The organism is Herbaspirillum sp. Her3 (genome assembly GCF_057961275.1).
This window is the reverse complement of the sequence record NZ_CM176328.1, coordinates 2,194,008-2,219,516: the sequence shown is the minus strand read 5'-3', so window position 1 is coordinate 2,219,516 and position 25,509 is coordinate 2,194,008. Positions and strand designations below refer to the sequence as shown.

Here is a 25,509-nt window from a genome sequence, read left to right as displayed (position 1 = left end):
CTTGCAAGGGATTGGCATTAGAATTCAGCCTCTCATTATAAACGAAGGCCCCATCGCAGGCCGCCGCCAGGCGGGTGCCGGGGCCAGGTGCATGGCATGAACCCTTCGCAGTCCGCTTCTTCCCCGGCCCGCCACTTTGCGCTCATCCCCGCCGCAGGCGTGGGCGCGCGCATGGGCGGCCAGGTCCCCAAGCAATACCTGCCGCTGGCCGGCCAGCCCATGCTGCTGCATGCGCTGCAGACCTTTGCCGCCCATGCGCGCATTGCCCATACCTTTGTCGTGGTCAGTGCCGAGGATGGCTGGATCGATTCCCTGATGACGCCGCCCCTGCTGCAACGCGTGAGCATCCTGCGCGCAGGCGGCCCGACGCGCCAGGACAGCGTGTTCAATGGGCTCAACGCCATCGGCGACACGGTGGGCGATGCCGACTGGGTGCTGGTCCATGACGCGGCACGTCCCGGACTGGATGCGCCACTGCTGGACCGTCTGCTCGATGCCCTGGCCGGCGATGAGGTGGGTGGCCTGCTGGCCTTGCCGGTAGTGGACACGCTCAAGCGCGGCGATGGCGCCGCTTCCTCCCGCTCGCAGGAGACCGTGCCGCGCGCGGGCCTGTGGGCGGCGCAGACGCCGCAGATGTTCCCCTACGCCCTGCTGCAGCGCGCCCTGCGCCTGGCGCAGGAGCAAGGCCGGCTGAGCGAGATCACGGACGACGCCAGCGCCATCGAGATGCTGGGCCTGCGCCCGCGCCTGGTGGAGGGCAGCCCCCGCAATCTCAAGGTCACGCTGGCGCAGGACGCCGCGCTGGCCGAATTCTTCCTGAAAGGTCCGCACGCATGAACGCTTCTTCCCCCTTCCCTTTCCGCATCGGCCAGGGTTATGACTGCCACGCCCTGGTGGAAGGCCGCCCGCTGATCCTGGGCGGCGTCACCATTGCCCACAAGAAAGGCCTGCTGGGCCATTCGGACGCTGACGCCCTGCTGCACGCCATCACCGACGCCCTCTTTGGCGCGGCCGCGCTGGGCGACATCGGCCGCCATTTCCCCGATACCGACCCGCAGTTCAAGGGCGCCGATTCGCGCATCCTGCTGCGCGAAGCTGCCAAACGCCTGACCGAGGCCGGCTACGCCATCGGCAACGTGGACGCCACCATCATCGCCCAGGCCCCCAAGATGGCGCCGCATATTCCCATGATGGTGGCCCATGTGGCCGCCGACCTGGGCATTTCTGAGGGACAAGTCAATATCAAGGCGAAAACCAACGAAAAAATGGGATTTTTGGGCCGTGAAGAGGGGATTGCGACCGAAGCGGTTGTGCTGATCCATCGCCAAAACGGCTGAAACGGCCTGTCAGAAACTGCCCGACAGTGTTGCGTAGGACACTCACCGACACGCCGAAACCCGCACCACACAAGGGATTGCGGGCGATGCAATGCACCAGTTTCCGGCACACATGGAAATCTAAAGCACCGAAAAAAACCATTAAAACTTTTAATTGAACTTTCGTACCGAAAATGGCTTGCATTCTCGATTTAATGAGTATAATCGTCGCGTCGTTAGGATTCGAGCTGGTAGTGCGGTTCTTCGCTGTCATTCCTCCCGAGTAACGATAAAGAGCCGGGCGCAAGCCCCAATCAATTAAATTTAGGAGTCCGTAATGGCAACTGGTACCGTCAAGTGGTTCAACGATGCAAAGGGTTTTGGTTTCATCACCCCCGATGAAGGCGGCGAAGATCTGTTCGCTCACTTCTCGGCTATTCAATCGAATGGTTTCAAGTCCCTGAAGGAAAACCAACGCGTTTCCTTCGAAGTGACCACCGGCCCGAAGGGCAAGCAAGCTTCGAACATCGTTCCGGCTGCTTAAGCTTTTCTAGCTGATAAAAAATCCCCGACACGTCGGGGATTTTTTTCGTCTGCAGCTTTCACAGTGTGAAGAAGCAGACCTCAAAAAAATCCCCGCCCTCTTGCGAGCGGCGGGGATCTTCATTTGGACTGAAGCGGATCTGAATCAGATTTCTTCGTACAGCGGCAGCGTCAGGAACTCGGCGAAGGTCTCCGAAGTGGACATTTCTTCAAAGATCTTGGCCGCGCGGTCATAGGTCGGGCCATCGCCTGCCACTTGCTTCACCTTGGCCAGCTCTTCCGGGATCATCGCACGCACCATGTCGGCGGTGACCTTGCGGCCGTCTTCCAGGTTGCCCTTGGCACTGCGGATCCACTGCCACACCTGGGCACGGCTGATTTCGGCGGTGGCCGCATCTTCCATCAGGTTGTGGATGGGCACGCAGCCGTTGCCGGCCAGCCAGGCACCCAGGTAGTGGATGCCGACGTTGATGTTGTAGCGCAGGCCGGCTTCGGTGATCGGGGTTTCCGGCTGGAAGTTCAGCAGGTCGGCGGCCTTGACTTCCACGTCCGGACGCTGCTTTTCGAACTGGTTGGGCTTGTCGCCCAGCACGGCCACGAATTCCTTCATGGAGGCCTCGACCAGGCCCGGGTGGGCCACCCAGCCGCCGTCGTAACCGTCGGTCGCGTCACGGCGCTTGTCGTTGATGATGCCTTGCATGGCGATGGCGTTCTTTTCCGGATCGTTCTTGATCGGGATCAGCGCGCTCATGCCGCCGATGGCCGGGGCGCCGCGCTTGTGGCAGGTCTTCAGCAGCAGCAGTGCGTAAGCGCGCATGAAGGGCGAGGTCATGGTGACCTTGGCGCGGTCGGCCAGGCAGAAGTCCTTGTCGTTCTTGAACTTCTTGATGCAGGAGAAGATGTAGTCCCAACGGCCGGCGTTCAGGCCAGCACTGTGCTCGCGCAGTTCGTACAGGATTTCTTCCATCTCGAAGGCGGCAGTGATGGTTTCGATCAGGACGGTGGCCTTGATGGTGCCTTGCGGCAGGCCGATCTCGTTTTGGGCCATCACGAAGATGTCGTTCCACAGACGGGCTTCCAGGTGCGATTCCATCTTGGGCAGGTAGAAATACGGACCGGCGCCGCGCGCCAGCTGTTCCTTGGCATTGTGGAACAGGAACAGGGCAAAGTCGAAGATGCCGCCGGAGATGCGCTTGCCATCGATGGTGACGTGCTTCTCGTCCAGGTGCCAGCCACGCGGACGCACCACCAGGGTGGCGATCTTGTCGTTGAGCTTGTAGCTCTTGCCGTTCGATTCCAGCGAGATGGTGCGGCGGATCGCGTCAAACAGGTTGATCTGGCCGCTGATCTGGTTATCCCACACCGGCGAGTTGGAATCCTCGAAGTCGGTCATGTAGCTGTCCGCGCCCGAGTTGAAGGCGTTGATGACCATCTTGCGCTCGACCGGGCCGGTGATTTCCACGCGGCGGCACTTCAGGGCTTCGGGGATGGGGGCGATCTTCCAGTCGCCGGTACGGATGGATTCGGTTTCCTTCAGGAAGTCGGGGCGCTCGCCGGCGTCCAGGCGCTTGACGCGCTCGGCACGGGCGGCCAGCAGTTCCTGGCGGCGGCCTTCGAAGGCGCGCGAGAGCTTGGCGACCAGCGACAGGGCATCAAAGGTCAGGACGTTCTCGTAACCCGGCTTGATCTCGCCGGAGATTTCCATGCCGGTGGGCAGCTTCAGTTGCGTCATGCTGGACTCCTCAAAAAGAAAAATGGACTGGGTGATCTTGTTTTCATGATTGTGCCTGAGAGCGTGCAGCTTTTTGCGTCTCATCAGACAGTTGATGTACGCAGTATATTTAAACCAAATCGATATGAGTGAAAGCTTTTATCAATTTATCTTTGCGTTTTAGTCACAAGTGAGCGGATAATGCCCAAATCGCGTCCGGCCACGGCCGGCGCGGCTTTGCTGCCCGTTCCAGGGCGTTTTCAAGGGGTAGCGCATGGACCAGTTCAAACAGATTTCCACCTTTGCCGAGGTGGCCGCCCGCGGCAGCCTCTCGGCTGCTGCGCGCGCCGAGGGCATCGCCCCGGCCATGATCGGCCGCCGGCTGGATGCGCTGGAGGAACGTTTGGGGGTCAAACTGCTGCAGCGGACCACCCGCAAGATCGTGCTCACCAACGAGGGCGCGGCCTTCCTGGAAGACTGCCAGCGCATCCTGGCCGACCTGGAAGATGCCGAATCGGCCGTCTCCGAACGCAGCGCGCGCGCCAGCGGGCAGTTGCTGATCTCGGCCCCGGCCGGTTTCGGCCGCCAGCATGTGGCGCCGCTGGTGCCGTCCTTCCTGGCCGAGCACCGCGACGTCACGCTCACCCTGAACCTGAACGACCGCATCGCCGACGTCATCGGCGAAGGCATCGACGTGGCCATCCGCATCGCCACGCTGACCGATTCCAACCTGGTCAGCGTGAAGCTGGCCGATAACCATCGCGTCATCGTCGCCGCGCCCTCCTACCTGCGTCGCCACGGCACCCCGCAAACCCCGGATGAACTGGTGCGCCACAATTGCCTGGCCATGAGCAGCGAGGGCAGCCAGCGCGGCTGGACCCTCAAGCAATCGGGCAAGGTGAGCGTCTACAAGGTCGGGGGAAACATGGTCTGCAACGATGGCGAAGTGCTGCACAACTGGGCGCTGGCCGGGCGTGGCCTGGCCTGGCGTTCGATGTGGGAAGTCGGTGCAGCCATCGAAGCTGGCGAGCTGGTGACGGTGCTGGACAAGTTTGCCGCTCCGGCACCGTCCATCTATGCGGTATTTGCGCAGCGGCGCCATTTGCCGCTGCGTATTCGCGCCTTCGTGGATTTTCTGCGGCATGCCTATGCGCAGCAGGATTACTGGAAACAGCGGGTCTGAGCCTGTCCCGGTGAGGTGGATGTTCAGCGCGGCAGCGTCGGGCTGGCCGGCGTTACATCGATCTCCGGCCGCATCAGCACTTCCCCTTCACTGAGCCGGAACACGCTGACCGTCTGCGCCAGCCGCCCTGCCTGGTTCTGCATCGACGCCGCCGCCGCTGCGGCCTGTTCCACCAGGGCCGCATTCTGCTGCGTCATCTGGTCCATCTGCGTGATGGCCAGGTTGATCTGTTCGATGCCGGTGGTCTGCTCGGCGCTGGCCGCACTGATTTCGGTCACGATATCGGTTACGTGGCGCACACTGCTGACCACTTCCTGCATGGTCGTGCCCGCCTGTTCGACCAGGCGGCTGCCATCGCCGACCTTTTCCACCGAGTCGTTGATCAATTCCTTGATTTCCTTGGCCGCCGAGGCCGAGCGCTGGGCCAGTGAGCGCACTTCCGAGGCCACCACCGCAAAGCCGCGTCCCTGCTCGCCGGCACGCGCCGCTTCCACCGCCGCATTGAGCGCCAGGATATTGGTCTGGAAGGCGATGCCGTCGATCACGCTGATGATGTCCACGATCTTGCGCGAGGACGCATTGATGGCGCCCATGGTATCGACCACTTGGCTGACCACCCCGCCCCCCTGCTCGGCCACGCTGGAAGCCGACTGCGCCAGCTGGGCCGCCTGGCGCGCGTTGTCGGCGTTCTGGCGCACGGTGGAGATGAGCTCTTCCATGGCCGAGGCGGTTTCTTCGAGCGAACTGGCCTGCTGCTCGGTGCGGCCGGACAGGTCCAGGTTGCCGGCGGCGATCTCGGCCGAGGCCGTGCTGATGGTATCGGTGCCATTACGCACGTTGGAGACGATGCTGCGCAGGCTGTCGTTCATGTCCTTGAGCGATTGCAGCAGCTGGCCGGTCTCGTCGGCGGAAGTCACTTGTACCTGGGTCGCCAGGTCCCCCTCGGCGACCTTGCGGGACACCATCACGGCCTTCTGCAGGGGCTTGGTGATGCCCAGCGTGAGATAGCGCGCCAGCACGATGCCCAGCAGCAGGATCAGGCCTTCCAGCACCAAGATCAGGATGCGGCTCTGGGCGGCGATGTTGTCGATCTCCGCGGCGGTGTCATCGATGTCCTTGCGCTGGATGTCGACCATCTGGCGCATCAACTGCTGGTATGTCGCAGATCCCGGCACAAACACCTTCTCCAGCACGCGCATGGCCTCGTCCACGTTGCCGGCGGCCTTGAGCTTGACGATCTCGTCGCGTGAAGACAGGTAGACCTTGCGCTGCTCGCTGATCTTCTGGAACAGCGCCTTTTCTTCCGGTGTAACCAGCAAGGCTTCGACCTGCTTCTGGTACTCGCCAGAAGCCTTGCTCGAGGCCACGGCCTCCTCGGCGAAATAGGTAGCCAGCGAAGGATCACTGCTCTTGGCGATGGCCAGCGTGCGCCGGATACCGGCGGTGACGTTGGTATACCAGTCCGCCATGATACGCTCCGTCTTGAGCGGATCATTCATCATCGCGCGCGTGGCCGTGGCGACCTGCTCCAGCCGCCACAGACTGATACCGGCCACGACCACGGAAAACGCCAGGATGATGGCAAAGCCCAGCGTGAGGCGCTTGCCGATGTTCATGTTGCCAAGGATATTCATATGAGATCCGCCCCTATCGCTGCTCCCGCGCGGAAGCACGAATTGCCATCTTTGCTTGTTGTTGTGACAGCGACAGTCCCCGACTGCCACTGACGAGCACTATGGCACGCCGGATCGGTCAGGACAAGTCAGCTAAGCCCCGAACAAACGTGCATTGGCGGCTCTCTTCCCTTGCGCAAGGCAGGCCCGGCACGGATGAGCTGAAGTGGCCGGTAAATAGCCCATATGAACAAGTCTTCACCAGCGAGGCTGATTGCACGTGAAACCCGCTCAGCGGTTAACGCAGAGGTGAAGGTTCAGAGCAAAACCCGCAGGCCCTTGTCAGCCAGCAAGTTGAGCAATCCCTGGGCAGGACTGGTGGGGCGGCTTTCGCCCCTTTCCCGTTTGTGCATGAACAAGTGTGTATGAAACAAGATGGCGCCAAGTCAACACCTGACCATCTGTGCTGTCTTTACAGCCTGCATATTGCTTAACTCCCTTCTTGCCCCTACTCTTGCAAGCCGCCCTGTCCGGCCTGCCGCATTGATCCGGATGCGTCTACCGTGCGATGGCGGCACAATATTGCGCGCGCTCATCCGTCAGCGCAGACACTGCGCCCTGCCATCGACACCCGGGCGCGATGAACCCGCCGGTCCGCCGGCCGATACGCCAAGGAGTTCCTTTGAGTCAGCCCCCTGCCCGCCCACCCGCCAGCGCCCCAAGCCAGACGGGTTTCACTCGCTACCAGAAGACCGTGGCCGGTCTGCTGGCTTTCCTGCAATTCGCGGTCATTCTCGATTTCATGCTGATGTCGCCGCTGGGCGCGGTGATCATGCCGGCCATGGAGATCACGCCGCAGCAGTTCGGACTGGTGGTGTCGGCCTATGCCTTCAGCGCCGGCGCCTCTGGCTTGCTCACGGCCGGCTTTGCCGATCGCTTCGATCGCAAGCGGCTGTTGCTGTTCTTCTATAGCGGCTTCGTGCTGGGTACGGTGTGGTGCGGGCTGGCGCAAAGTTTCGAGAGCCTCCTGGTGGCGCGCATCGCCACAGGCATCTTCGGCGGCGTGATCGGCTCCATCACGCTGGCCATTGCCACCGACCTGTTCGCACCGCACCTGCGCGGGCGCGTCATGGGGATCATCCAGACCTCCTTCGCGGCAAGCCAGGTGCTGGGCATCCCGATCGGGCTCTATCTGTCCAATACCTGGAACTGGCATGTGCCCTTCCTGGCCATGGCTGTGCTGGGCCTGGTAGGCGGCCTGGTGGTCAGCATCAAGATGCAGCCGGTGGACGGCCACCTCAAGCTCAAGCAGGAACACTCGGCCTGGATGCACCTCTATCACACCGTCGCCGAGCCGCGCTACCTGGTCGCCTTTGCCACCACGGCGCTGCTGATGACGGGCGGCTTCATGCTCATGCCCTTCAGCAGCGCCTACCTGGTGGGCAACCTGGGCATCAATCTGCATCACCTGCCTACGGTCTACCTGATCACCGGGATGTGCACCATCGTCTTCGGTCCGCTGATCGGACGCGCCGCCGACAAGGTGGGCAAGTTCCGGGTCTTCCTCTTCGGCGCCACGCTCTCCATCATCATGGTGCTGATCTATACGCACCTGGGTCCGGTGACCGTACCCATGATCGTGTTGATCAATGCGGTCCTGTTCCTGGGGATCTTCTCGCGCATGATCCCGTTCCAGGCGCTGGTGGCCTCCGTGCCCGCCCCGCAGCAGCGTGGTTCCTTCAACGCCATCAGCGCCTCGATCCAGCAACTCTCGGGTGGCGTGGCCTCGGTGGTGGCCGGCCATATCGTCACGCTCGGCGCGGACGGTCGCCTGCAGCATTTCGATGTGGTGGGTTACGTCATCGTCGGGAGCACTCTGCTGGCCTCGCTGCTGGTGTGGCGGCTCAACCGCGACGTGCAGGCGCGCGCTGTCGCCACGGCGCAAGCGGCCGCAGCAGAACCGGCTGGCGCTGCCGGCCACTGAGGCGGCATTGCGCGCTCAGGAGGTATTGCGGGCGGCATAACTGGCCAGGATGCGGATGATTTCGCGTCCCTGCACATCGACGCGGCAATAATGATCGACCAGTTGCCGCACGTCCGCATCGCTCTCCTGCGGCAGCACTTCGGGTTCGCTGCCGGTGAGCAGCCAGTTGATGTCGACGGCGAATTCGCGGTAGAGCTGCAGCAGCAGCTCGCCACCGGGCATGGCCTTGCCGGCTTCCAACCAGCTGATGTGGCCGGTGGAGGTGTGGAGGCGCTGTCCCAGTTCACGCTGGCTCAGGCCGTGTGCGAGCCGGATCTCCTTGATCCGGCCGCCGATTTCTTCACTGAACATGTCCTCTCCTCTGTACGGGCCTTGCCTGTATGCGCCGCCCGACTCCCTGTGAGCCGGGCGGCTGCCAGCCACTGCGGACGGCAGCCGCGGCCGGCATGGGCCGCTGTCTTCAACCGCTCCTGGCCACCAGGAAATTGGCCACCGACATCACCAGGGACTTGCCGCGTTCTGTCGCGCGGATGTAATCCCCGATGAGCACCTTGACATGAAAGCCGTGGCGCGGCGGCAATTCCTGCTCCAGCCCCGTCAGCAGCCAGTTGATGTTGACGTCGAACTCCCGGTGCAGCGAGCGCAGGAAACGCCCGCCGGGCATGCTGTGCCCCAGTTCCACGCAACTGATGTAGGCGCCCGAGGTCCCGAGGCGGCTGGCGAAGTCGCGCTGGTTCAGGCCGCTCATCATGCGCGTGGACTTGAGGCGTTCGCCGATGGCTTGCTTGCAGCAGCGCATGGATTGGACCACATGCTCTGCAGCGGCCGCTTCCGTTGGCGTTGGCACGTCAGCTGACTCATCCATCCTCAACCTCCGAACGGAAACACGGAACCATGATTCCATTGCGGTAGCGGCCTGCCCTCCACATCGGCCACATGCAGCGCCGCGTCGACGCCGGAACCGGACTGGTTCAGGAAGTCGAACTGTTCACTTTGCATGAAGATCTGCTGAAGGGTCAGTACGCCATCACTGAACTCCAGGCGCCGGTTGGGATTCACCAGCGCATCCAGCGCGCCTTCCCGCAGCAGGATCTGGCCGCCGCTGCGCAGCACCAGCAAGAGATCGATGCCCAGGCTGCGGACATCGCTGATCGTCTCGATGGGGATCCTGCGCAGGGCGGTGCCGGCCTGGGTCACATCCAGCGTATAGGTGGTCTTGCCGACCAGGGCTTCCTCGATGGAACTTGCGGCATCAGACATCGGGCCTCCTCACTCGGTCTTCTGGATGCGGATTTCCAGGCCTTCCGTCCCGCTCTGGCGCGCCGCCGGCACCGGTTCGATGCGCTGGCGGATACGCGCGGCCGGCACGCCGATGGACAACAGGTGGTTACGCACTGCCACCACGCGATAGAAGGCCATGCGGTTGGACTCCGACAATCCCTCCACAGCGGCCGAGGAGATGGTGAAGTTCTGTTCGCGGTTGTTGTTCCAGTCGAAGTGGCTGATGAAGGTTTCGTTCATGCGCTTGGCCTCATTGGCGTTCAGGTCCACGGTACCGGGGCGGAAGCGCACGCTCGGCCGCAGAGCCAGCTGCTCCACGCCCTTGGGCAGGGAACCTGCGCTGCCGCTGGCATCGACCACGCGGTCGGACGCGCCGTCCTGGGCCAGGTCGGCGTCAGGGGTGGACTTCATGTTGTTGCCGCGTTCCTTCTGGTTGGGCTTTTCGACCTTGGCCAGGCCCGAGGCCTTGAAGCGCTGATCGCTCTCGCGCAGCTTTTCCTTCAGTTCGGCCACATCGGCCTTGTAGCGGATCTCGTTGTTGTTGAGCGTCTGGCGCATCTGTTCGATCTGAGCGTGCAGCTCCTCGGCACTGGGGATCACCGGCGTGAGCGCGTTGGGACCCGGCAACGCCTTGGGGAAAGGCTTGCCCGGCATCTCCATCTCGGTCGCCTTGCTGTCCTTGGCTTCGTCACGGGCGCGCATGGAAAAATACATCACGGCCATGGCCAGGATGGCGATCAACAGCAACAGGTACATGACCATGTTGACCATCGAATCGACATAGCCGGGCCAGAAGTTTTGTTCATCGGAATCTGCGGATTGCGCTGCCATTTTTTTCTCCTTCATCTAGTTTGAAAAATTCCGGACGGAGCCCTGCCGGCCCGTCCGCTTGCTTGCGGGAGCACCGGCCCGAAACGGGCCGATGCGTTTGCAGGTCAACGATCACGGTTGATGTGCAGGCCATCACACCCCGAAGATCGTGTGGGTGTTGACGCTGGCCAGCGGCATGGCATCGATGGCGCTGCCCAGCAGCGCTGCGCCGGAACCATCGGCATCATTGGTGGCGCTGGCGTTGCCCATGCTCAGGCCCAGCGCAGCATAGTCGGTCGCCAGCGGCAGCGCACTGGCCGCCGTATTGGCGCTGCCATCGGCCAACGCAGCGATCTTGGCCACCGTTTCGGCGGCTTTTTGCAGTTGTGACTGATCCTTCACCTTGTCTGCGCCCAGACGCGGCAATGCGCCATCCAGCAAGCCCTTGTTCTGAAGATTCAGACCGGAAAGACCGACTGCTGCATAGTCGTCCACCCTTGTTGGCGAAATTACCGGCAGTAGAGCCGACCTGATCCACGTCCTTCTGGGTCAGGACGTAATCGTAGGTGAAGGGTTTTGCATTCTGGACCGGGCTGCCATTCGCGTCCAACTTGATGAATTCGATGCGCAGCGTATCGCCGGCCTTGGCCGAGGCGGCGGTGTTGACCTTCAGCGTCAGGCCATCGGTAAAGTTGGCCGCGCTGAGGGTGACATCCGCGCCGGGGGCAGGCTTCTGTCCGGCAGGGATGTCTTCCTTGCGCGCATCGATGGTGACATACGGAATCTGCCCGCCATTGGCACCCGTATCCTCCACGGCGGCAGCCTTGAACAGGCGCGCGGCGCCTTCATCCAGGCCAACCTGGGCGGTAGTGTTATCGGCCTTGGTGAAGGTACTGCTGCGGATCTTGTCCAGGTTCAGGACGAGCTTGCCTTCCTGCGTTTCGAACGCGCCGGCCAGCAGCGTCAAGGCGGAGCCCAGGGCCTGGTCGCTGTCCACGCCCGCAGCGCGGTAGGCTTGCGCCACCCCGGCCAGCACGCCCAGGGCCAGACCATAGTTCTGGCTGTCCGCCGTGATGACGGAGCTGCCGCCACCGGCCAGGAAGGTCGGCAGCACATGCACCAGATCGCCGGAGCTGATGCCGAAGGCCTTGGCGATGGCGGCATGGACAGTCTCCATGTTGGCGGCGGACAGGTCTTGTCCGATGCGGGTGTCGGGGGTCAACTGGCGTTCGCTGCCCTGGTCGGTCTGCAGGGCGTAGATCTTTTCCAGTCCGGCCAGGGTGGCCTTGGTATGCGCACGCTGCACCATCAGGCCGGGAATCATGGCCACCGGCGCCAGGATGCGGCCGCCCAGGATGGAACAGGCGATGAGCGCACCCATGGTGATCTGCCCGTTGATGACCAGGAAGGAACCGACGATGACGGTGGTGGAATAGCTCAGTTGCTGCAGCATGGCGGCGATGTAGCCCGCGTGGTCGCCGATGGCGCGCATGGCCATGTCGCTGCGGATGGATTCGGCGCTGACGTCGATCCAGCGTGAAAGGAATTTCCAGCCGCCGGAGCCGGACTTGATGGTTTCCACGCCTTCCACTGTTTCTACCAGCAGGCCGGTCTTGAGATTGGAGGCCGCTGCGCTCTTGTCGGCCAGGCGCACCACCTTGCGATTGGAGAGGTAACCGATGCCGATGGCCGCCAGGCCGAAGAGCGTCGGCACCAGGGCCATCCAGGGGCTGGCGATGAAGGCGATCACCAGCACGAACAGCAGGCCCAGCGGCAGGTCGACCAGGGTGAACAAGGTCTGCGAGGTATAGAAGGAGCGGATCTGTTCATAACCGCGCAACTGCCCGGCCAGACTGCCGACAGAGCCCGGCAGCTGGTCCACCCGCACCGACAGCAGGCGTTCGAAGAGCGCCTGCGAGAGCTTGGCATCGAGGCCCGAGACCACGCTGTCCATGATGTGGGAGCGCGCGAACTTCATGCCCAGTTCGAAGATGATGGCCAGCGAGACGCCAATGGCCAGCACGATCAGCGTGGCCACGCCGTGGGTCGGGATCACCCGGTCATAGACCTGCATGGAGAAGATCGAGGCGCCCAGGGCGATGACGCTCATCACCACCGAGGCGATGACCACCTCGATGAAGACCGGACGGAAGCTGCGCGCGCTCCGGCTTGCCCAGGTGCTGCGCCTTGGGCAGGCTCAGGGCGGTGCACAGGGCGTGGATGTCGACGCCGGCCGCAGCGTCCTTTCCCATTGCGACGGCAATGGCGGCATTGAGCCTTACGCTGTCGATCACGACGCCGTGACGCCGCGCTGCGGTCATCACGGCCCATGACAGGGATGACGCCAGTTCGCTCATTGCAAGGCTCCCGGCAGACGGTCGAGGCAGCAAGATGGCAGGTCGGCGCGACCGTGGTCGGGTGCGGCGCAGGTGCAATGCGGCAATCTGGGGCGGGAATGAATATTCTTTCTCATGGCGATTCGTTTGGTTTGGTATCAGCAGCGACGATCAGCCTTCCTTCAAGGGAAGGACTGTCGATGGCGCCTCTTCAGGACGTACTCGGCTTGATCGACAGTGAGAGCGAAAAGCGGGAGAGAACCCCTCGAACGATGCGTCGCGTGATGCCAGAGAAGACCCGGATGACGTCATCGAAGATGTTTCGCCGCGCTAGGAGAAGTGGGCAAAACCGAGGGAGATCACGTCCGGAATCAGGCGCTGCGGCAGATCGTCAATGAGGCTAATGATCTTTGAAAATATAGAAATTTTTAATTGTCCTTTAGTTCATTGAGGACATATTTTTCATCACATAAAAACTAAGTAAATGACGAATCTTTTTGATCGTGCATTGCGACACAGAGAGATGGAGGACGGAGCGAATTTTTAATAAGTGAAGAGAAATGACATCCCTTCTTTTTCCTGCTCAAAGAAATATGGGCATTTTCCCCAAAGCCTCTATTCATCAGCCTTTAAAAGAGAACTCCCCTCGAACCACAATGAATCCGAGGGGAGCTTGTTGCCATTCGCCACCTGTTGATCCGACACAAAGTCAGCACCGGTGACAGCGTCTCCGCTAGACCATGGACAGCGACGCGGAAATCACTTTATCTAACAAAATTACATTTCAAAATTGTCTGATGGTGCAGTCATGATGCGGCCTCTTTTGGCACATGCTGCCATCGATGAAAGACGCGCCGAAAGGAGACAAACAATGCAGCACAACCCAAGCGTGCGCAACCCGACATCCGCTCACGGAATGCACGCCGGCACCTCCATCGCCTCCTCCCGCCATGCATTTGCACTGGCTTGATCATGCACCGGCAGCGCCGCTGGGGGATCGCCCGGCAAACCGCAATATTGCGCAAATTCGGCGGCCAGCATCGGCCGCGCGTAATGCCACCCCTGCGCATAATCGACCCCGGCCTGTTGCAGATAGCGCGCCTGGGCCGCCGTCTCCACCCCTTCGGCGACGATGCCGAGCTTGAGCTTGCGGGCCATGTCGATGATGCAGCCGAGCACCGGATGCGGCGGCAACCCGGTGCCGATACTGCTGATGAAGGAACGATCCAGCTTGAGCACGTCGCAGGGCAGCTCGTGCAGGTAGCGCAGGCAGGAATAGCCGGTACCAAAATCATCGAGTGCGATGAGATGGCCGTTGCGCCGCGCCCGTTCCATGACTGCGCGGCAGGACTCGGTTTCCATGCTGCTGCCTTCGGTGATTTCCAGCCAGAGCTGGGCCGCAGCGATGCCGGTGGCGGCGAGTTCGGCCTCGATCACCGTCAATATCCTGCCGCTGTTGATGTCCTGGGCCGGTATGTTGACGGCCACGTGCATCCCGGGATGGCAGCGCAAAGTCGGGGCCAGGTCGGCGAGGGTCTGCGTGACCACCAGATCGGTGATGGCGTCCAGGTAGCCGTGCCGTTGCGCGTCCGGCAGGAAACGATCAGGCGCGAGCAAGGCGCCATCGTCGCGCTGCCAGCGCACCAGCGCCTCGGCACCGGCACAGCGGCCATCGGCCAGGGCCACGATGGGCTGATAGACGACGATGAATTCGTTGCGCTGGATGGCGCGCTTGAACTGCGCTTTATTGTTCATGTTCTTCCCCGCCACAGCGACATCGCGGCGCCTGTGGTTGCGCCTTGCCCGGGTGCCGATGAAGTTCAGCGCAGCTGATCCAGACCGTAGGCCCACAACTGCAGCTTGCGGCCATTGGCGATGATCATGGCGGTGACGTCGGCCTTTTGCAAATCGGTCTGCACCACTTCGCGCACGGCATTCATGACGTCCAGCCAGGAACGCCGGCCGGACAGGTACTGGCGGTTATAGGAAGCCAGGACCTCCTCAGCCGACAGCGCCACGTCTTCCAGATTGCGTGAGCGCGCCTCGGCCTGCTGGTACTCGGTGTAGGTGGCGGCGATCTGCGAGATCTGCTCCAGCCGCGCCGCATCCACGGCCAACAGCGCCGCCTGGTAGCGGCCTTGCGCGGCCGCCACTTCGGAGCCCAGCGAGAGGCCGGCGCCCAGCTGCATCTGCATGCCGATGAAGGCGCGGTTGGCACTGGGCAGGTGCGGCACGCTGAAGTTGCCGCGCTGGTGTTCCAGGCGGGCGTAGACCTCCGGCCAGTAGGAGGCGCTGCGGATCTGGATGGCCGACTCCTGCACCTTGGCATCGGCGCGCAGGCGCATGAGCAGCGGACTGCTCTGGATCATGCTCTCGGTGAGCATAGGCAGGTCTTCGCTGACCGACACCCGGATGACATCGGCGCGCAACTGCTCATCGTTGAGCGGCAGGCCCACCAGCTGTTCCAGCTGCAAGCGCGCCGACTGGCGGCTGGCCTTGGCGGCCAGCAGGTCGGTCAGCGCCTGGTCGCGGCGACCACGCACCAGGGTCACGTCGACCCGCGCGGCCGCGCCTTCCTTCTCGCGGCGCTGGCTCTGGGCAAGGAAATCCTCCAGCGCCTTCAGGTTCTTCTGGTTGGCTTCGCTGGCCAGGTCGGAACGCACCCACAGGCTATATTGCGAGATGACCTGCTCGGCCAGGCGGAAGCGCTGTTCACGCAGCGCCTGCTCGGCCGACTGGTGGTTGTGTCCGGCCTGTTCCAGCTGCGCCGTCAGGCGGCCGCCGGACCACAGGGTCTGCTGCAGGCGCAGGGTGACCACGGTGTCGTCGCCGTTGTAGGACACATCGCGCGCACTGGTCACGCCGGCGCGTTCAACCGACATCGAGGGGGTGGGAAAGAATTGCCATTGGGCCGAAGAAATGCTTTCGGCAGCGGCCTCGACGGCGCGCTGGCGCGCCACGGCAGCGGGATTGTTGAAGGCGGCCTGCTTGACCAGTTCACCCAGGGTGATGGCCCCGGCCGGCAGGCTCAGCAAGCCCAGGGAAACTGCCAGCACGGCCGCCAGGCGGGTCCGCCAGCGCTGGCCGGGCAAGGTGAGCAATGACTGCGGGCCACACGCGCCGCCAAGGGGGAGGTTGTCGTTCATCTGCGTTCATTTTCGGTTGATCTCGTCCGGGGAGGGGGCGTCGCGCACCAGGCAGGAGGACAGCGCGCGCCAGCATGCGAAGACGGAAGACGAGAGTTGGCTTTGGATGATCGCGGAAACGACAGGAGGGACTAATTGTCCGTTGGTGCTGAAACCTTCATATCAACTCGAAAACATTCGAGAAACCCGGCGAAGATTCATGAAGAACCAGGACAGACGCTGCCACCAATGTCTGCTGCCCTGTCATTGCGGAGAAAAGGACGCCACCGCCAGTGCGGCGCGCAGCAAGGTGATCACCTCGTCCCAGTCGCCCGCGCGCTGCTGGCGGAACAGGCGAGCGGACGGATACCAGGGCGAATCATGACGTTGCAGGAACCAGCGCCAGTCCGGCGCATAGGGCAACGCGATCCAGACCGGCAGGCCCAAGGCGCCAGCCAAGTGTGCCGCTGCCGTGTCGACGCTGATGACCAGATCCATGCAAGAGAGCGCAGCGGCCGTATCGGAGAAGTCACGGATGCCCCCGCCCAGCGCATGCCATTGCCCGCCTGCCTGCTGCAGCCACTGCGCATCCTGCGCACGCAGGTCGGGCTGAATCGCGAAGAAGGACAAGCCGCCACGCGCCCTCTCCAGTTCGGCAAAGCGGGCCAGCGCAATGGACCGGCGGCCATCGTTGACATTGCCGGGGTTACCGGAACAGACGATGCCCACCCGCAGTTGCCCCGGCGCGCGCGGGGCCAGCTTGGCGATGTGCTGCTCCCACTGCTGCTTCAGGCCGATATGAACATTCAGGTAAGGCACCGGTGCCGGGATATTGTCCCTCGCGGTATTGCACACCAGCGGCAGGCTCATCAGCGGCAGCTGGTAGTCCACTGCGGGCAGCGCCGCGCCGGAGGGCAGCAGCTGGATGCGCGAGGCCGCCGGCAAGCCCTGCATCAGGGTGAACAAACTTTCCGGGATCTCGAACACCACCTCGGCGCCCGCCTCGACGATCTGCTGCACGTAGCGGCTGAAATGGATGGTATCGCCCTGCCCCTGCTCGGCCCACAGCAGGATGCGCTTGCCGGTGAGCGAGCTGCCGCCGTTCCAGGCCGGGATGACGGCGTGGCGATAAGGATCGGCATCGCGCGCTTCCCAGCGCCATTCATAGAGCGGCCAGGCTTCTTCCAGCCGGCCCAGCACCAGCAGCGACAGCGCCAGGTTGACGTGGGCATCAGCGTCCTTGGGATGCATGCGCAGGGCGCGGCGGAAGCTGTCGATGGCTTCTTCGTGATCGCGCAGGCGCGCCAGCGTGGTGCCGCGACTGACGTGAGCATCCACCAGATCGGGGTCGAGGATCAGGGCCTGGTCGTAGTAACGCAGCGCTTCTTCATAATTGCCCAGGGCGTGTTCGATCAGGCCGGCATCCAGCCAGTACTGGGCGCGATGATCGAAGCGCAGCAACACCTGGCGCAGGCATTCGCGCGCATCTTCCCACTGGCGCGCACGCTCATGCAGGCGCGCCTTGCGGTGCCAGGTATCGGGGACATCGGGATTGCGCTGCAGCGCCTCCTCCAGCAAGGCCAGCGCCTGGGCATCATTCTTGCCGGAGGGCGACATGCCCACCAGGGCGGCGGAGGCGGCCACGAAGAATTCGGGACGTTCGTGTCCGGCTTCGATCAGGTCCCGATACAGCAGGAAGGCATCTTCGAAACGCCCCTGCTCGTAGAAAGCGCGTCCCAGACGATAACGCAGGGCCAGGGCTTCTTCGCTGTCCGGGTCCACCAGCGGCAAGGCCTGCTGCCAGGCCAGGGCGGCTTCCTCGAAGCGTCCCTGCTGGGCCACCACGCTGCCCAGCAGCTGCAGGGCATCCTTGTGGCGAGGCTGTGCCTCCAGCAGGCCAAACAGCAATTGCTCGGCGGCGGCGTAGTCGTCCTGGTTGAAATGGTCGAGGGCGAGGCGCAGGGTATCGGTGGCGTTCATGGCAAGCGGGATGAGACAAACCCGCCTATTGTCTCATCCCTGCCCGCCCGGCGCGTCAGCGCTTGAACACCAGCACCGGATCGGCGCGATAGAGGGCGGGATACATCTTCTGCAGATTGCTGATCTTGGGCAGGTCGTTGTAGGCGATGTAGGGCTGGTTGGGATACAGGGTGGCGTAGTCCTGGTGGTAATCCTCGGCACGATAGAAGCCCTGCAGCGGCGCGACCTGGGTCACGATGGGGGCGCTGAAGACCTTGGCCGCATTGATCTGGGCGATGTAGGCCTGGGTCGCCTGGGCCTGCTCGCTGCTGGAAGTGAAGATGGCCGAGCGGTACTGCGTGCCGTGATCCGGTCCCTGGCGATTGAGCTGGGTCGGATCATGCGCGACCGAAAAATAGATCTGCAGGATCTGGCCGTAGGAAATCTTGCGCGGATCATAGGTCACCTGCACCGCCTCCGCATGGCCGGTGCTTCCTGAACTGACCATGGGATAGCTCGCCGTGTCGGGCTTGCCACCGGCATAGCCTGAGACCGCCTGCAACACGCCCTGGGTATGCTGGAACACCCCTTGCACGCCCCAGAAACATCCCCCTGCCAGAACCACGGTGGCACTGCTGGCCGTGGAGTTGAGCACGGCCTTGCCGCTGGGCGCGGGAACGGCGACGGCGGCTTCGGCAGCAAACGCGGGGGCGGCACAGGCCAGCGCCAGGCAGAGACTGGCGGCCAGGGCGGCAGGTTTCAACAGGGACATGGCGAGACTCCGAAAAAAATCCTGAAAATCGGCTAAGACGATCAGTTCAAACAAAAGCGATATGAAGCTTTTAGCGCCGCACGGGCTTTCCCGGCGTGGTCGATGCCCGGCTCTGCCGCCACAGCAGGCGCAAAGCGAGCATCACCCCGACCAGCACGGCAAACAGCAGTGGCTGGGCGATCAGGTTCTTGCCGGCCTTGTCCCACCAGTAATGCAGCACGCCCAGCGGCACGATCAGGTAGATCAGGCGATGCAAGGCCTGCCAGCGCTTGCCGCCCAGGCGCCGCACCATGCCGTTGGTACTGGTGATGGCCAGCGGAATCGACAACAGCAGCGCCAGTACGCCGACGGTAATGAAGGGCCGCTTGACGATATCCTTCCAGATCTCGGCGACATCAAAGAAGTGATCGAACCAGACGAAGGTCGTGAAATGCAGGCACAGATAAAAGAAGGCCATCAACCCCAGCATTCGCCGCATGCGCACCAGCCAGTTCATCCCCGTGATCTTGCGCAGGGGCGTCACGGCCAGGGTGATGCAGAACAGGTAGAGCGTCCAGTCGCCGGTGCTGTGGGTGATGAATTCCAGCGGATTGGCGCCCAGCCCGCCCGTAAAGGCCAGCACCACCAGCCGCGCCAGCGGGACGAAGGCCAGGGCCAGGAACAGCCACCACAGCACGGTGACGCTCTGGGGCTTGAGGTTGCGCAAGGCGGTGGGGGCAAGCTGCATGGGCGGTCCGGTCGAATCAGAAGAACTTGCGCAGGTCCATGCCGGTGTAGAGGCTGGCGACCTCGTTGTAACCGTTGAACATCAGCGTCTTGCGCTTGGGCGTGAAGAGCCCGTCCTCGCCGATGCGGCGCTCGGTGGCCTGCGACCAGCGCGGATGGTCCACGTTCGGGTTGACGTTGGAATAGAAGCCGTATTCCTGGGGTGCGTAGAGATTCCAAGCGGTCTTGGGTTCGTCCTTGACGAAGCGGATCTTGACGATGGACTTGGCCGACTTGAATCCATACTTCCAGGGCACGATGATGCGCACCGGCGCGCCGTTCTGGTTGGGCAGCACTTCGCCGTACATGCCCAGGGTCAGCAGCGTGAGCGGATGATTGGCCTCGTCCATGCGCAAACCTTCACGATAGGGCCAGTTCAGGATCGGGGTGGACAAGCCTGGCATCTGTTTCTTGTCGGCCAGGGTGACGAATTCTACATAGCGCGCGTTTCCGGTGGGTTCGGCCTTCTTGATCAGGGCCGAGAGCGAATAGCCGATCCAGGGAATCACCATCGACCAGCCTTCCACGCAGCGCATGCGATAGACGCGCTCTTCCAGCGGGGCCAGCCTGGTCAGGGCATCGAGGTCCAGGGTCATGGGCTTCTTGACTTCGCCTTCAATGTCGATGGTCCAGGGGCTGGTCTTGAGGGAGCCGGCATTCTTGGCCGGATCGGCCTTGTCGGTGCCGAATTCGTAGTAATTGTTGTAGGTAGTCGCGTCCTTGTAGGCGGTCTGCTTGTCCATGACCGCATAGGCGTTGTTGAGCTGGGCGGACAGCTTCCTGCCCTGTTGCGCAAAGGCCTGGGGCAGCGCGCCCATGCCGCCGGCCAGCGCCGTGCCGGCCGCCACGCGCGCCATGAAGCTGCGGCGCGACAGGTAGAGATCGCGCGGCGTGATCTCGGAGGCGGTCGGAATATCGATCTGGTCGGGACGAATCTTGATCAGCATGGTGCGCTCCAGCAAAAAAAGGGGATGGATGCAAAGCGAAGGCAGGGCATGGACCTTGCCGAATTGACGCCATGGTAAAAGCGCCGCGGTGACACATCAGTGGCAATTGGATGACAATTTTGTCATGAAGAAAAATCCCTCCATTGCTAGAATCGAGTGCATTTTCAAGCCATTCTCCCCGATCCCGCCTGCCTTTGCAGCGGCACTCCATTCCACACGACTCCTCACAGCATGGCCATCCTGGTAATCGAAGACGACCCCAAGACCGGTGACTACCTGCGCAAAGGCTTGCGCGAATCCGGCTATGCCGTCGACCTCGCCCGCACCGGCAGCGACGGCCTGCACATGGCGCTGGAACAGGATTACGACCTCGTGGTGCTGGACGTGATGCTGCCGGGCCTCGATGGCTGGCAGGTCATGAGCGCGCTGCGCAGCAAGCGCGACCTGCCGGTGCTGTTCCTGACCGCCAAGGACCAGGTGGAAGACCGCATCCGCGGCCTGCAGCTGGGCGCCGACGACTACCTGGTCAAGCCCTTTTCCTTCACCGAGCTGGTACTGCGCATCCGCACCCTGCTGCGCCGGGGCGTCACACGTGAAGCTGAAGTCTACGAGATCGCCGACCTGCAGCTGGACCATGTGCGCCACAAGGTCACGCGCCAGGGCGTCAACATCGCCCTGACCAACAAGGAATTCATGCTGCTGCATCTGCTGATCAAACGCCAGGGCGAAGCGCTGTCACGCAGCGTGATCGCCTCGCAGATCTGGGATATGAATTTTGACAGCGACACCAACGTGGTCGACGTCGCCATCAAGCGCCTGCGCGCCAAGATCGATGCACCCTTCGAGAAGAAACTGATCCACACCGTGCGCAGCGTGGGTTACATGTTTTCGGAAGATCCATGAACTCCGGTACATCGACCGTGCGCGGCTGGACCCTGACCTCGCGCGTCACCGCCCTGTTTGCCCTGATGACCGCCCTGGTGGTGACCGGCCTGGGCTTCTACCTGGACCGTGCCGCCAACGACGCCCTGTCCCTGCGCGCCGACCAGGCCCTGATCGGACGCGTGGAACACTTCCGCAACCTGATGCACGATCTCTACAACGTCGAGCAGATGGAGCAACGCCCGGCGCTGTTCGAAAGCATGATGGGCAACGAGCAGGATGTACGTATCTTCCGCCGTCAAGGTGAAGCTCCCTTCATCCAGAGCAATCCCGACCATCTGGTGCCGCCACCCATGACACCGCTGCCGGTGGGCAGCCCGGTCAGCGCGGCCAGCCTGCAGACCAGCCATCGTCCCGATGGCGTGCGGGTGCGCTGGGTGTCGGCGCTGGCCGATGTGGGCAAGGGTGGCCAGGGCGGTGACCGGGTGGAAATCGTGGCGGCCTACGTGATGGTGCAGGAAGACCGCATGATGCACAGCTACCGCTGGCGCATCGCCGGCGCGGCCGGGGCGGCGATCCTGCTGACCTCGCTCCTGGGCTTCCTGTTGCTGCGGCGCGGACTGCAGCCGCTGGAAGCGATGAGCCAGCGCGCCGCCCAGATCACGCCGGATCGTCTGTCCACCCGCCTGGAGCAGGACGGCATGCCCGCCGAACTGCGGCGCGTGGCACTGTCCTTCAATGCCATGCTGGATCGTTTGGAAGCTGGCTACGACCACCTGGCGCAGTTCTCGGGCGACCTGGCCCATGAAATCCGCACCCCCATCAATGTGCTGATGGGCCAGAGCCAGGTCGCGCTGGGCCAGCGCCGCAGCCTGGATGAATATGAACAATTGCTCGAATCGAACGTGGAGGAATTGCAGCGCCTCGCCCGCATCGTCGAGAACATCCTGTTCCTGGCCCAGGCCGACCATGCCACGCTGGCGGTCGAGTGCAGTACGCTGGATCTGCATGAAGAATTGGGCAAGGTAACCGACTACTTCGAGGGCATCGCCGATGAACGCGGCCTGCGCTTCGAACTGCAGGCGCAAGGCAGCTGCCACGCCAACCGCGACATGTGGCGCCGGGCAGTCAACAACCTGGTCATCAATGCAGTGCGCTACGGCCAGGCCGACAGCATCATCCGCATCCAGGCCGAGGGCGATGCCAGCGGCAGCCGCATCCTGGTGGACAACCGCTGCGAGGGCGTCACGCCCCATGCCATGGCCCGCATGTTCGACCGTTTCTATCGCGGCGACCGCTCCCGCAGCGCCTTCACCGAATCCAACGGCCTGGGGCTGGCCATCGTCAAGGCCATCATGGCCTTGCATCGCGGCACGGCGACCGTGGAATGTCCGCAACCGGGGTGGATCCGCTTCAGCCTGCTCTTCCCTGCAGCGGCCGGGCCGCAAATGCAGCTGGTTTGATCCGCATCATGTTTCCTGCTGGCCAGAAGCTTCCGCGTGCGCAGGAAAGCGTGAAAATACGTTCACGCAGCGCAACATGATGCTGAACAGGGCTGCGTCCTTGTGGAACCGGGAAGTCCACAAAGACGCGATGTCGTGAGTCAGAAACGGTCCACCGTTCCTCCCCTGCCAGCCTTCTGAGCCTGCCAACGACCAGCGCCTGCGCGAACGCGCCGGGCGTGCGTCATTCTCATCCGTGATGTCTGTTATCAGCAAATACGCAGGTGCGTAGCATTGCGATGGGTCAAGCATTTGTTTTAAATTTCAGTAATTACTGAAATTTCGAAAGTTTTTGACATGGAAAACACCGTACTCACGCCCATGATGCAGCGTTTCATCAGCCATTTCGGCGAGATGGGCAGCCGCTGGGGCATCAATCGCACCGTCGGCCAGATCTATGCCCTGCTCTATATCTGCGGGCGCGCGCTCAATGCCGACGAGATTGCCGAGTACCTCAGTTTTTCGCGTTCCAACGTCAGCATGGGACTCAAGGAACTGCAGTCCTGGCGGCTGGTGAAACTGCTGCACAAGCCCAATGACCGCCGTGAATATTTCGAACCGCCCGGCGACATCTGGGAAATCTTCAAGGTGCTGCTGGAAGAGCGCCGCCGCCGCGAGATCGAGCCGACGCTCTCCATGCTGCGCGACGCCCTGCTGGAAGCGCCCGGCAACAAGGAAGACAAGGAAGTGCAAAAGCGCATGCGCCAGATGTATGAACTGATCGAACTGTCCAGTTCCTGGTTTGACGACGTGCAGCGCCTGTCGCCGGAAACGCTGGTGTCGCTGATGAAGATGGGTTCCAAGGTCAAGAAGCTGCTGGACGTGCGCGACAAGTTCCGCGTCGGCGGCGCCAGTGAAAAGGAGTAAGCCAGATGCAACTCACGCACCCTTCCCGCAAACGGCCATGGCAATGGCCCCGCCTGACCCGGCTGCCGCTGGGAGTGGAGATCACCGTGCTGCTGGTGATCAAGATCGCCCTCATCACGGTACTGGCCAAGACCTTCTTCGCGCATCCCGAAGCCAAGCACATGCAGATGCCGGTGCAGAGCGTGGAGCAGCGCATGCTGTCCTTCACCTCGCCTGCAGCAACCGCACAACACCAAGACCTATCCGCCAAACAACAACCGGAGTAACACCACATGGTTCCCATCGATGAAGTCGTCTCGCTGTCACGGCTGCAGTTTGCCGTTACGGCGCTCTATCACTTCCTGTTCGTCCCCTTGACGCTAGGTCTGTCCTGGATCCTGGTCATCATGGAGTCGGTCTATGTCATGACCGGCAACCAGATCTATAAAGACATGACCCGCTTCTGGGGCAAGCTGTTCGGCATCAACTTCGCCATGGGCGTGGCCACCGGCATCACGCTGGAATTCCAGTTCGGCACCAACTGGTCCTATTACTCGCACTACGTGGGCGACATCTTCGGCACCCCGCTGGCCATCGAAGGCTTGATGGCCTTCTTCATGGAATCGACCTTCGTGGGCCTGTTCTTCTTCGGCTGGGACAAGCTCTCGCGCAAGCAGCATTTGATCGTTACCGTGCTGGTGGCGGTGGGTTCGAACCTGTCGGCACTGTGGATCCTGATCGCCAACGGCTGGATGAACAATCCCGTGGGCGCCGAATTCAACTTCGAAACCATGCGCATGGAGCTGGTCAGCATGACCGACGTGATCTTCAACCCGGTGGCGCAGGTCAAGTTCGTGCACACCGTGGCAGCTGGATATGTGACTGCCTCCATGTTCGTGCTGGGCATCTCGGCCTGGTATCTGCTCAAGGCCCGCGACACCGCCTTTGCGCTGCGCTCCTTTGCGGTGGCTGCCGGTTTCGGCCTGGCCGCCACGCTCTCGGTGATCGTGCTGGGTGACGAATCGGGCTACACCGCCGGTGAAGTCAACAAGGTCAAGCTGGCCGCCATCGAAGCCGAGTGGGACACCCACCCTGCCCCGGCCGGCCTGACCCTGTTCGGCCTGCCCAATGAAAAGGAGCAGCGCACCGACTACGCTGTCAAGATTCCCTATGTGCTGGGCCTGATCGGAACACGCTCGGTCGATACCCAAGTGCTGGGCATCAAGGACCTGAAGAAGGAAAACGAAGTCCGCATCCGCAACGGCATGCTGGCCTATGCCGCGCTGACCAGACTGAAGTCCGGCGACAAGTCGCCCGAGGCACGCGCCGACTTCAACAAGCTCAAGAAGGACCTGGGCTATGGCCTGCTGCTCAAGAAGTACACCAACAACGTGGTCGATGCCACGCCCGAACAGATTGCCCTGGCCGTGGATGACACCATTCCCAAGGTAGCGCCGATGTTCTGGTCCTTCCGTGGCATGGTCGGCCTGGGCTTCCTGTTCCTGTTCATCTTCGCGGCTTCGTTCTGGTTCCTGGCCAAGAAGCAGCTGGCCCCGCAACGCTGGCTGCTGCGCCTGGCCGTGATCGCCATTCCGCTGCCGTGGATCGCCGCCGAACTGGGCTGGGTCGTGGCCGAATATGGCCGCCAGCCGTGGACCATCGCCGGCATCCTGCCGACCCATCTGTCGGCCTCCTCGCTGCAACCAGGCAGCCTCTACTTCAGCCTGGCCGGTTTCGTGCTGTTCTACACCTTCCTGCTGGTGGTGGAGATGATCCTGATGTTCAAGTACGCACGCCTGGGCCCGAGCAGCCTGCACACCGGCCAGTACCACTGGGAGAACAAGGGCCATGAAACAAGCACCGGCGATGTCCTGCCGCCGCCCCTGAATCCGGCCGCCAACGCCGGCAGCCAATCCTGATGCCACCAGAAGAAA

24 protein-coding genes are annotated in these 25,509 nt (G+C 62.6%); 11 read left to right on the top strand and 13 right to left on the bottom strand.

Annotation, left to right across the window (positions count from 1 at the left end; all coding sequences use genetic code 11):
• Positions 1 to 96 precede the first annotated feature (96 nt).
• The 3 genes from ispD to ACVC5H_RS10230 all read left to right on the top strand — a co-directional run bounded on the left by ispD (position 97) and on the right by ACVC5H_RS10230 (position 1,860).
• Positions 97 to 837, top strand: a complete 741-nt coding sequence (ispD, locus tag ACVC5H_RS10240) for a 2-C-methyl-D-erythritol 4-phosphate cytidylyltransferase (RefSeq protein WP_489622201.1) — start codon at positions 97 to 99, stop codon at positions 835 to 837.
• Positions 834 to 1,337 carry a 2-C-methyl-D-erythritol 2,4-cyclodiphosphate synthase gene (gene ispF, locus ACVC5H_RS10235; RefSeq protein WP_489622200.1) on the top strand — a complete coding sequence of 168 codons (504 nt, stop codon included), beginning with the start codon at positions 834 to 836 and terminating at the stop codon, positions 1,335 to 1,337. The genes ispD and ispF overlap by 4 nt, the downstream gene beginning before the upstream one ends.
• Before the next feature lie 316 nt (positions 1,338 to 1,653).
• Positions 1,654 to 1,860, top strand: coding sequence for a cold-shock protein (locus tag ACVC5H_RS10230; RefSeq protein WP_006464465.1), 207 nt, complete (start codon positions 1,654 to 1,656; stop codon positions 1,858 to 1,860).
• 144 nt (positions 1,861 to 2,004) lie between these two features.
• On the opposite strand, the gene aceB is transcribed toward ACVC5H_RS10230, so the two are convergent.
• Complete coding sequence (gene aceB, locus ACVC5H_RS10225) at positions 2,005 to 3,591, bottom strand: malate synthase A (RefSeq protein WP_489622199.1); 1,587 nt, start codon at positions 3,589 to 3,591, stop codon at positions 2,005 to 2,007.
• Positions 3,592 to 3,844: 253 nt separating this feature from the next.
• On the opposite strand from aceB, the gene ACVC5H_RS10220 reads away from it, so the two are divergent.
• On the top strand, positions 3,845 to 4,753 hold the full coding sequence (locus ACVC5H_RS10220; protein ID WP_489622198.1) for a LysR family transcriptional regulator: 909 nt from the start codon (positions 3,845 to 3,847) through the stop codon (positions 4,751 to 4,753).
• A 23-nt stretch (positions 4,754 to 4,776) separates the two neighbouring features.
• On the opposite strand, the gene ACVC5H_RS10215 is transcribed toward ACVC5H_RS10220, so the two are convergent.
• Positions 4,777 to 6,387 carry a methyl-accepting chemotaxis protein gene (locus ACVC5H_RS10215; RefSeq protein ID WP_489622197.1) on the bottom strand — a complete coding sequence of 537 codons (1,611 nt, stop codon included), beginning with the start codon at positions 6,385 to 6,387 and terminating at the stop codon, positions 4,777 to 4,779.
• Between the two features lie 661 nt (positions 6,388 to 7,048).
• Here ACVC5H_RS10215 and ACVC5H_RS10210 point away from each other — a divergent pair.
• Positions 7,049 to 8,350: an MFS transporter gene (locus ACVC5H_RS10210; RefSeq protein ID WP_489622196.1), complete on the top strand. Its 1,302-nt coding sequence runs from the start codon at positions 7,049 to 7,051 to the stop codon at positions 8,348 to 8,350.
• Positions 8,351 to 8,365: 15 nt separating this feature from the next.
• On the opposite strand, the gene ACVC5H_RS10205 is transcribed toward ACVC5H_RS10210, so the two are convergent.
• The 5 genes from ACVC5H_RS10205 to ACVC5H_RS10185 form a co-directional block, all read right to left on the bottom strand.
• A complete protein-coding gene (locus ACVC5H_RS10205; protein ID WP_489622195.1) occupies positions 8,366 to 8,701 on the bottom strand; it encodes a helix-turn-helix domain-containing protein in 336 nt (111 codons plus the stop codon).
• A 109-nt stretch (positions 8,702 to 8,810) separates the two neighbouring features.
• Positions 8,811 to 9,197 carry a helix-turn-helix domain-containing protein gene (locus tag ACVC5H_RS10200; RefSeq protein WP_489622194.1) on the bottom strand — a complete coding sequence of 129 codons (387 nt, stop codon included), beginning with the start codon at positions 9,195 to 9,197 and terminating at the stop codon, positions 8,811 to 8,813.
• Between the two features lie 20 nt (positions 9,198 to 9,217).
• Positions 9,218 to 9,610 (bottom strand): hypothetical protein, encoded by a 393-nt coding sequence (locus tag ACVC5H_RS10195; RefSeq protein WP_489622193.1) that lies wholly within the window; start codon positions 9,608 to 9,610, stop codon positions 9,218 to 9,220.
• 9 nt (positions 9,611 to 9,619) lie between these two features.
• Positions 9,620 to 10,462 carry a vesicle formation protein gene (locus ACVC5H_RS10190; RefSeq protein ID WP_489622192.1) on the bottom strand — a complete coding sequence of 281 codons (843 nt, stop codon included), beginning with the start codon at positions 10,460 to 10,462 and terminating at the stop codon, positions 9,620 to 9,622.
• Positions 10,463 to 10,685: 223 nt separating this feature from the next.
• On the bottom strand, positions 10,686 to 12,551 hold the full coding sequence (locus tag ACVC5H_RS10185; protein ID WP_489622191.1) for an ABC transporter transmembrane domain-containing protein: 1,866 nt from the start codon (positions 12,549 to 12,551) through the stop codon (positions 10,686 to 10,688).
• On the opposite strand from ACVC5H_RS10185, the gene ACVC5H_RS10180 reads away from it, so the two are divergent.
• Positions 12,541 to 12,774: a hypothetical protein gene (locus ACVC5H_RS10180; RefSeq protein WP_489622190.1), complete on the top strand. Its 234-nt coding sequence runs from the start codon at positions 12,541 to 12,543 to the stop codon at positions 12,772 to 12,774. The two genes, ACVC5H_RS10185 and ACVC5H_RS10180, sit on opposite strands and share 11 nt — an antisense overlap.
• Before the next feature lie 912 nt (positions 12,775 to 13,686).
• Here ACVC5H_RS10180 and ACVC5H_RS10175 read toward each other — a convergent pair.
• The 6 genes from ACVC5H_RS10175 to msrP form a co-directional block, all read right to left on the bottom strand.
• Entirely contained in the window at positions 13,687 to 14,532 is an 846-nt protein-coding gene (locus tag ACVC5H_RS10175) for an EAL domain-containing protein (RefSeq protein WP_489622189.1), read from the bottom strand.
• A 65-nt stretch (positions 14,533 to 14,597) separates the two neighbouring features.
• Positions 14,598 to 15,923 (bottom strand): TolC family protein, encoded by a 1,326-nt coding sequence (locus tag ACVC5H_RS10170; protein WP_489622188.1) that lies wholly within the window; start codon positions 15,921 to 15,923, stop codon positions 14,598 to 14,600.
• A gap of 243 nt (positions 15,924 to 16,166) precedes the next feature.
• Positions 16,167 to 17,882 (bottom strand): tetratricopeptide repeat protein, encoded by a 1,716-nt coding sequence (locus ACVC5H_RS10165; RefSeq protein ID WP_489622187.1) that lies wholly within the window; start codon positions 17,880 to 17,882, stop codon positions 16,167 to 16,169.
• 55 nt (positions 17,883 to 17,937) lie between these two features.
• Positions 17,938 to 18,633, bottom strand: coding sequence for a peptide-methionine (S)-S-oxide reductase MsrA (gene msrA / locus ACVC5H_RS10160; protein ID WP_489622186.1), 696 nt, complete (start codon positions 18,631 to 18,633; stop codon positions 17,938 to 17,940).
• A 70-nt stretch (positions 18,634 to 18,703) separates the two neighbouring features.
• Positions 18,704 to 19,360, bottom strand: a complete 657-nt coding sequence (msrQ, locus tag ACVC5H_RS10155; RefSeq protein ID WP_489622185.1) for a protein-methionine-sulfoxide reductase heme-binding subunit MsrQ — start codon at positions 19,358 to 19,360, stop codon at positions 18,704 to 18,706.
• Between the two features lie 16 nt (positions 19,361 to 19,376).
• Positions 19,377 to 20,345 carry a protein-methionine-sulfoxide reductase catalytic subunit MsrP gene (gene msrP, locus ACVC5H_RS10150; protein ID WP_489622184.1) on the bottom strand — a complete coding sequence of 323 codons (969 nt, stop codon included), beginning with the start codon at positions 20,343 to 20,345 and terminating at the stop codon, positions 19,377 to 19,379.
• A 231-nt stretch (positions 20,346 to 20,576) separates the two neighbouring features.
• Between msrP and ACVC5H_RS10145 the strand changes: the two genes are divergently transcribed.
• From ACVC5H_RS10145 to ACVC5H_RS10125, 5 genes are all read left to right on the top strand, one after another.
• Positions 20,577 to 21,248, top strand: a complete 672-nt coding sequence (locus ACVC5H_RS10145; protein ID WP_338715651.1) for a heavy metal response regulator transcription factor — start codon at positions 20,577 to 20,579, stop codon at positions 21,246 to 21,248.
• Positions 21,245 to 22,690, top strand: a complete 1,446-nt coding sequence (locus ACVC5H_RS10140; protein ID WP_489622183.1) for a heavy metal sensor histidine kinase — start codon at positions 21,245 to 21,247, stop codon at positions 22,688 to 22,690. Before ACVC5H_RS10145 ends, ACVC5H_RS10140 begins: the two co-directional genes overlap by 4 nt.
• A gap of 336 nt (positions 22,691 to 23,026) precedes the next feature.
• Positions 23,027 to 23,596 carry a GbsR/MarR family transcriptional regulator gene (locus ACVC5H_RS10135; RefSeq protein WP_489622182.1) on the top strand — a complete coding sequence of 190 codons (570 nt, stop codon included), beginning with the start codon at positions 23,027 to 23,029 and terminating at the stop codon, positions 23,594 to 23,596.
• Between the two features lie 5 nt (positions 23,597 to 23,601).
• Positions 23,602 to 23,862 (top strand): cytochrome oxidase putative small subunit CydP, encoded by a 261-nt coding sequence (gene cydP, locus ACVC5H_RS10130; RefSeq protein ID WP_044528720.1) that lies wholly within the window; start codon positions 23,602 to 23,604, stop codon positions 23,860 to 23,862.
• Positions 23,863 to 23,868: 6 nt separating this feature from the next.
• A complete protein-coding gene (locus tag ACVC5H_RS10125) occupies positions 23,869 to 25,494 on the top strand; it encodes a cytochrome ubiquinol oxidase subunit I (protein WP_489622181.1) in 1,626 nt (541 codons plus the stop codon).
• Positions 25,495 to 25,509 lie beyond the last annotated feature (15 nt).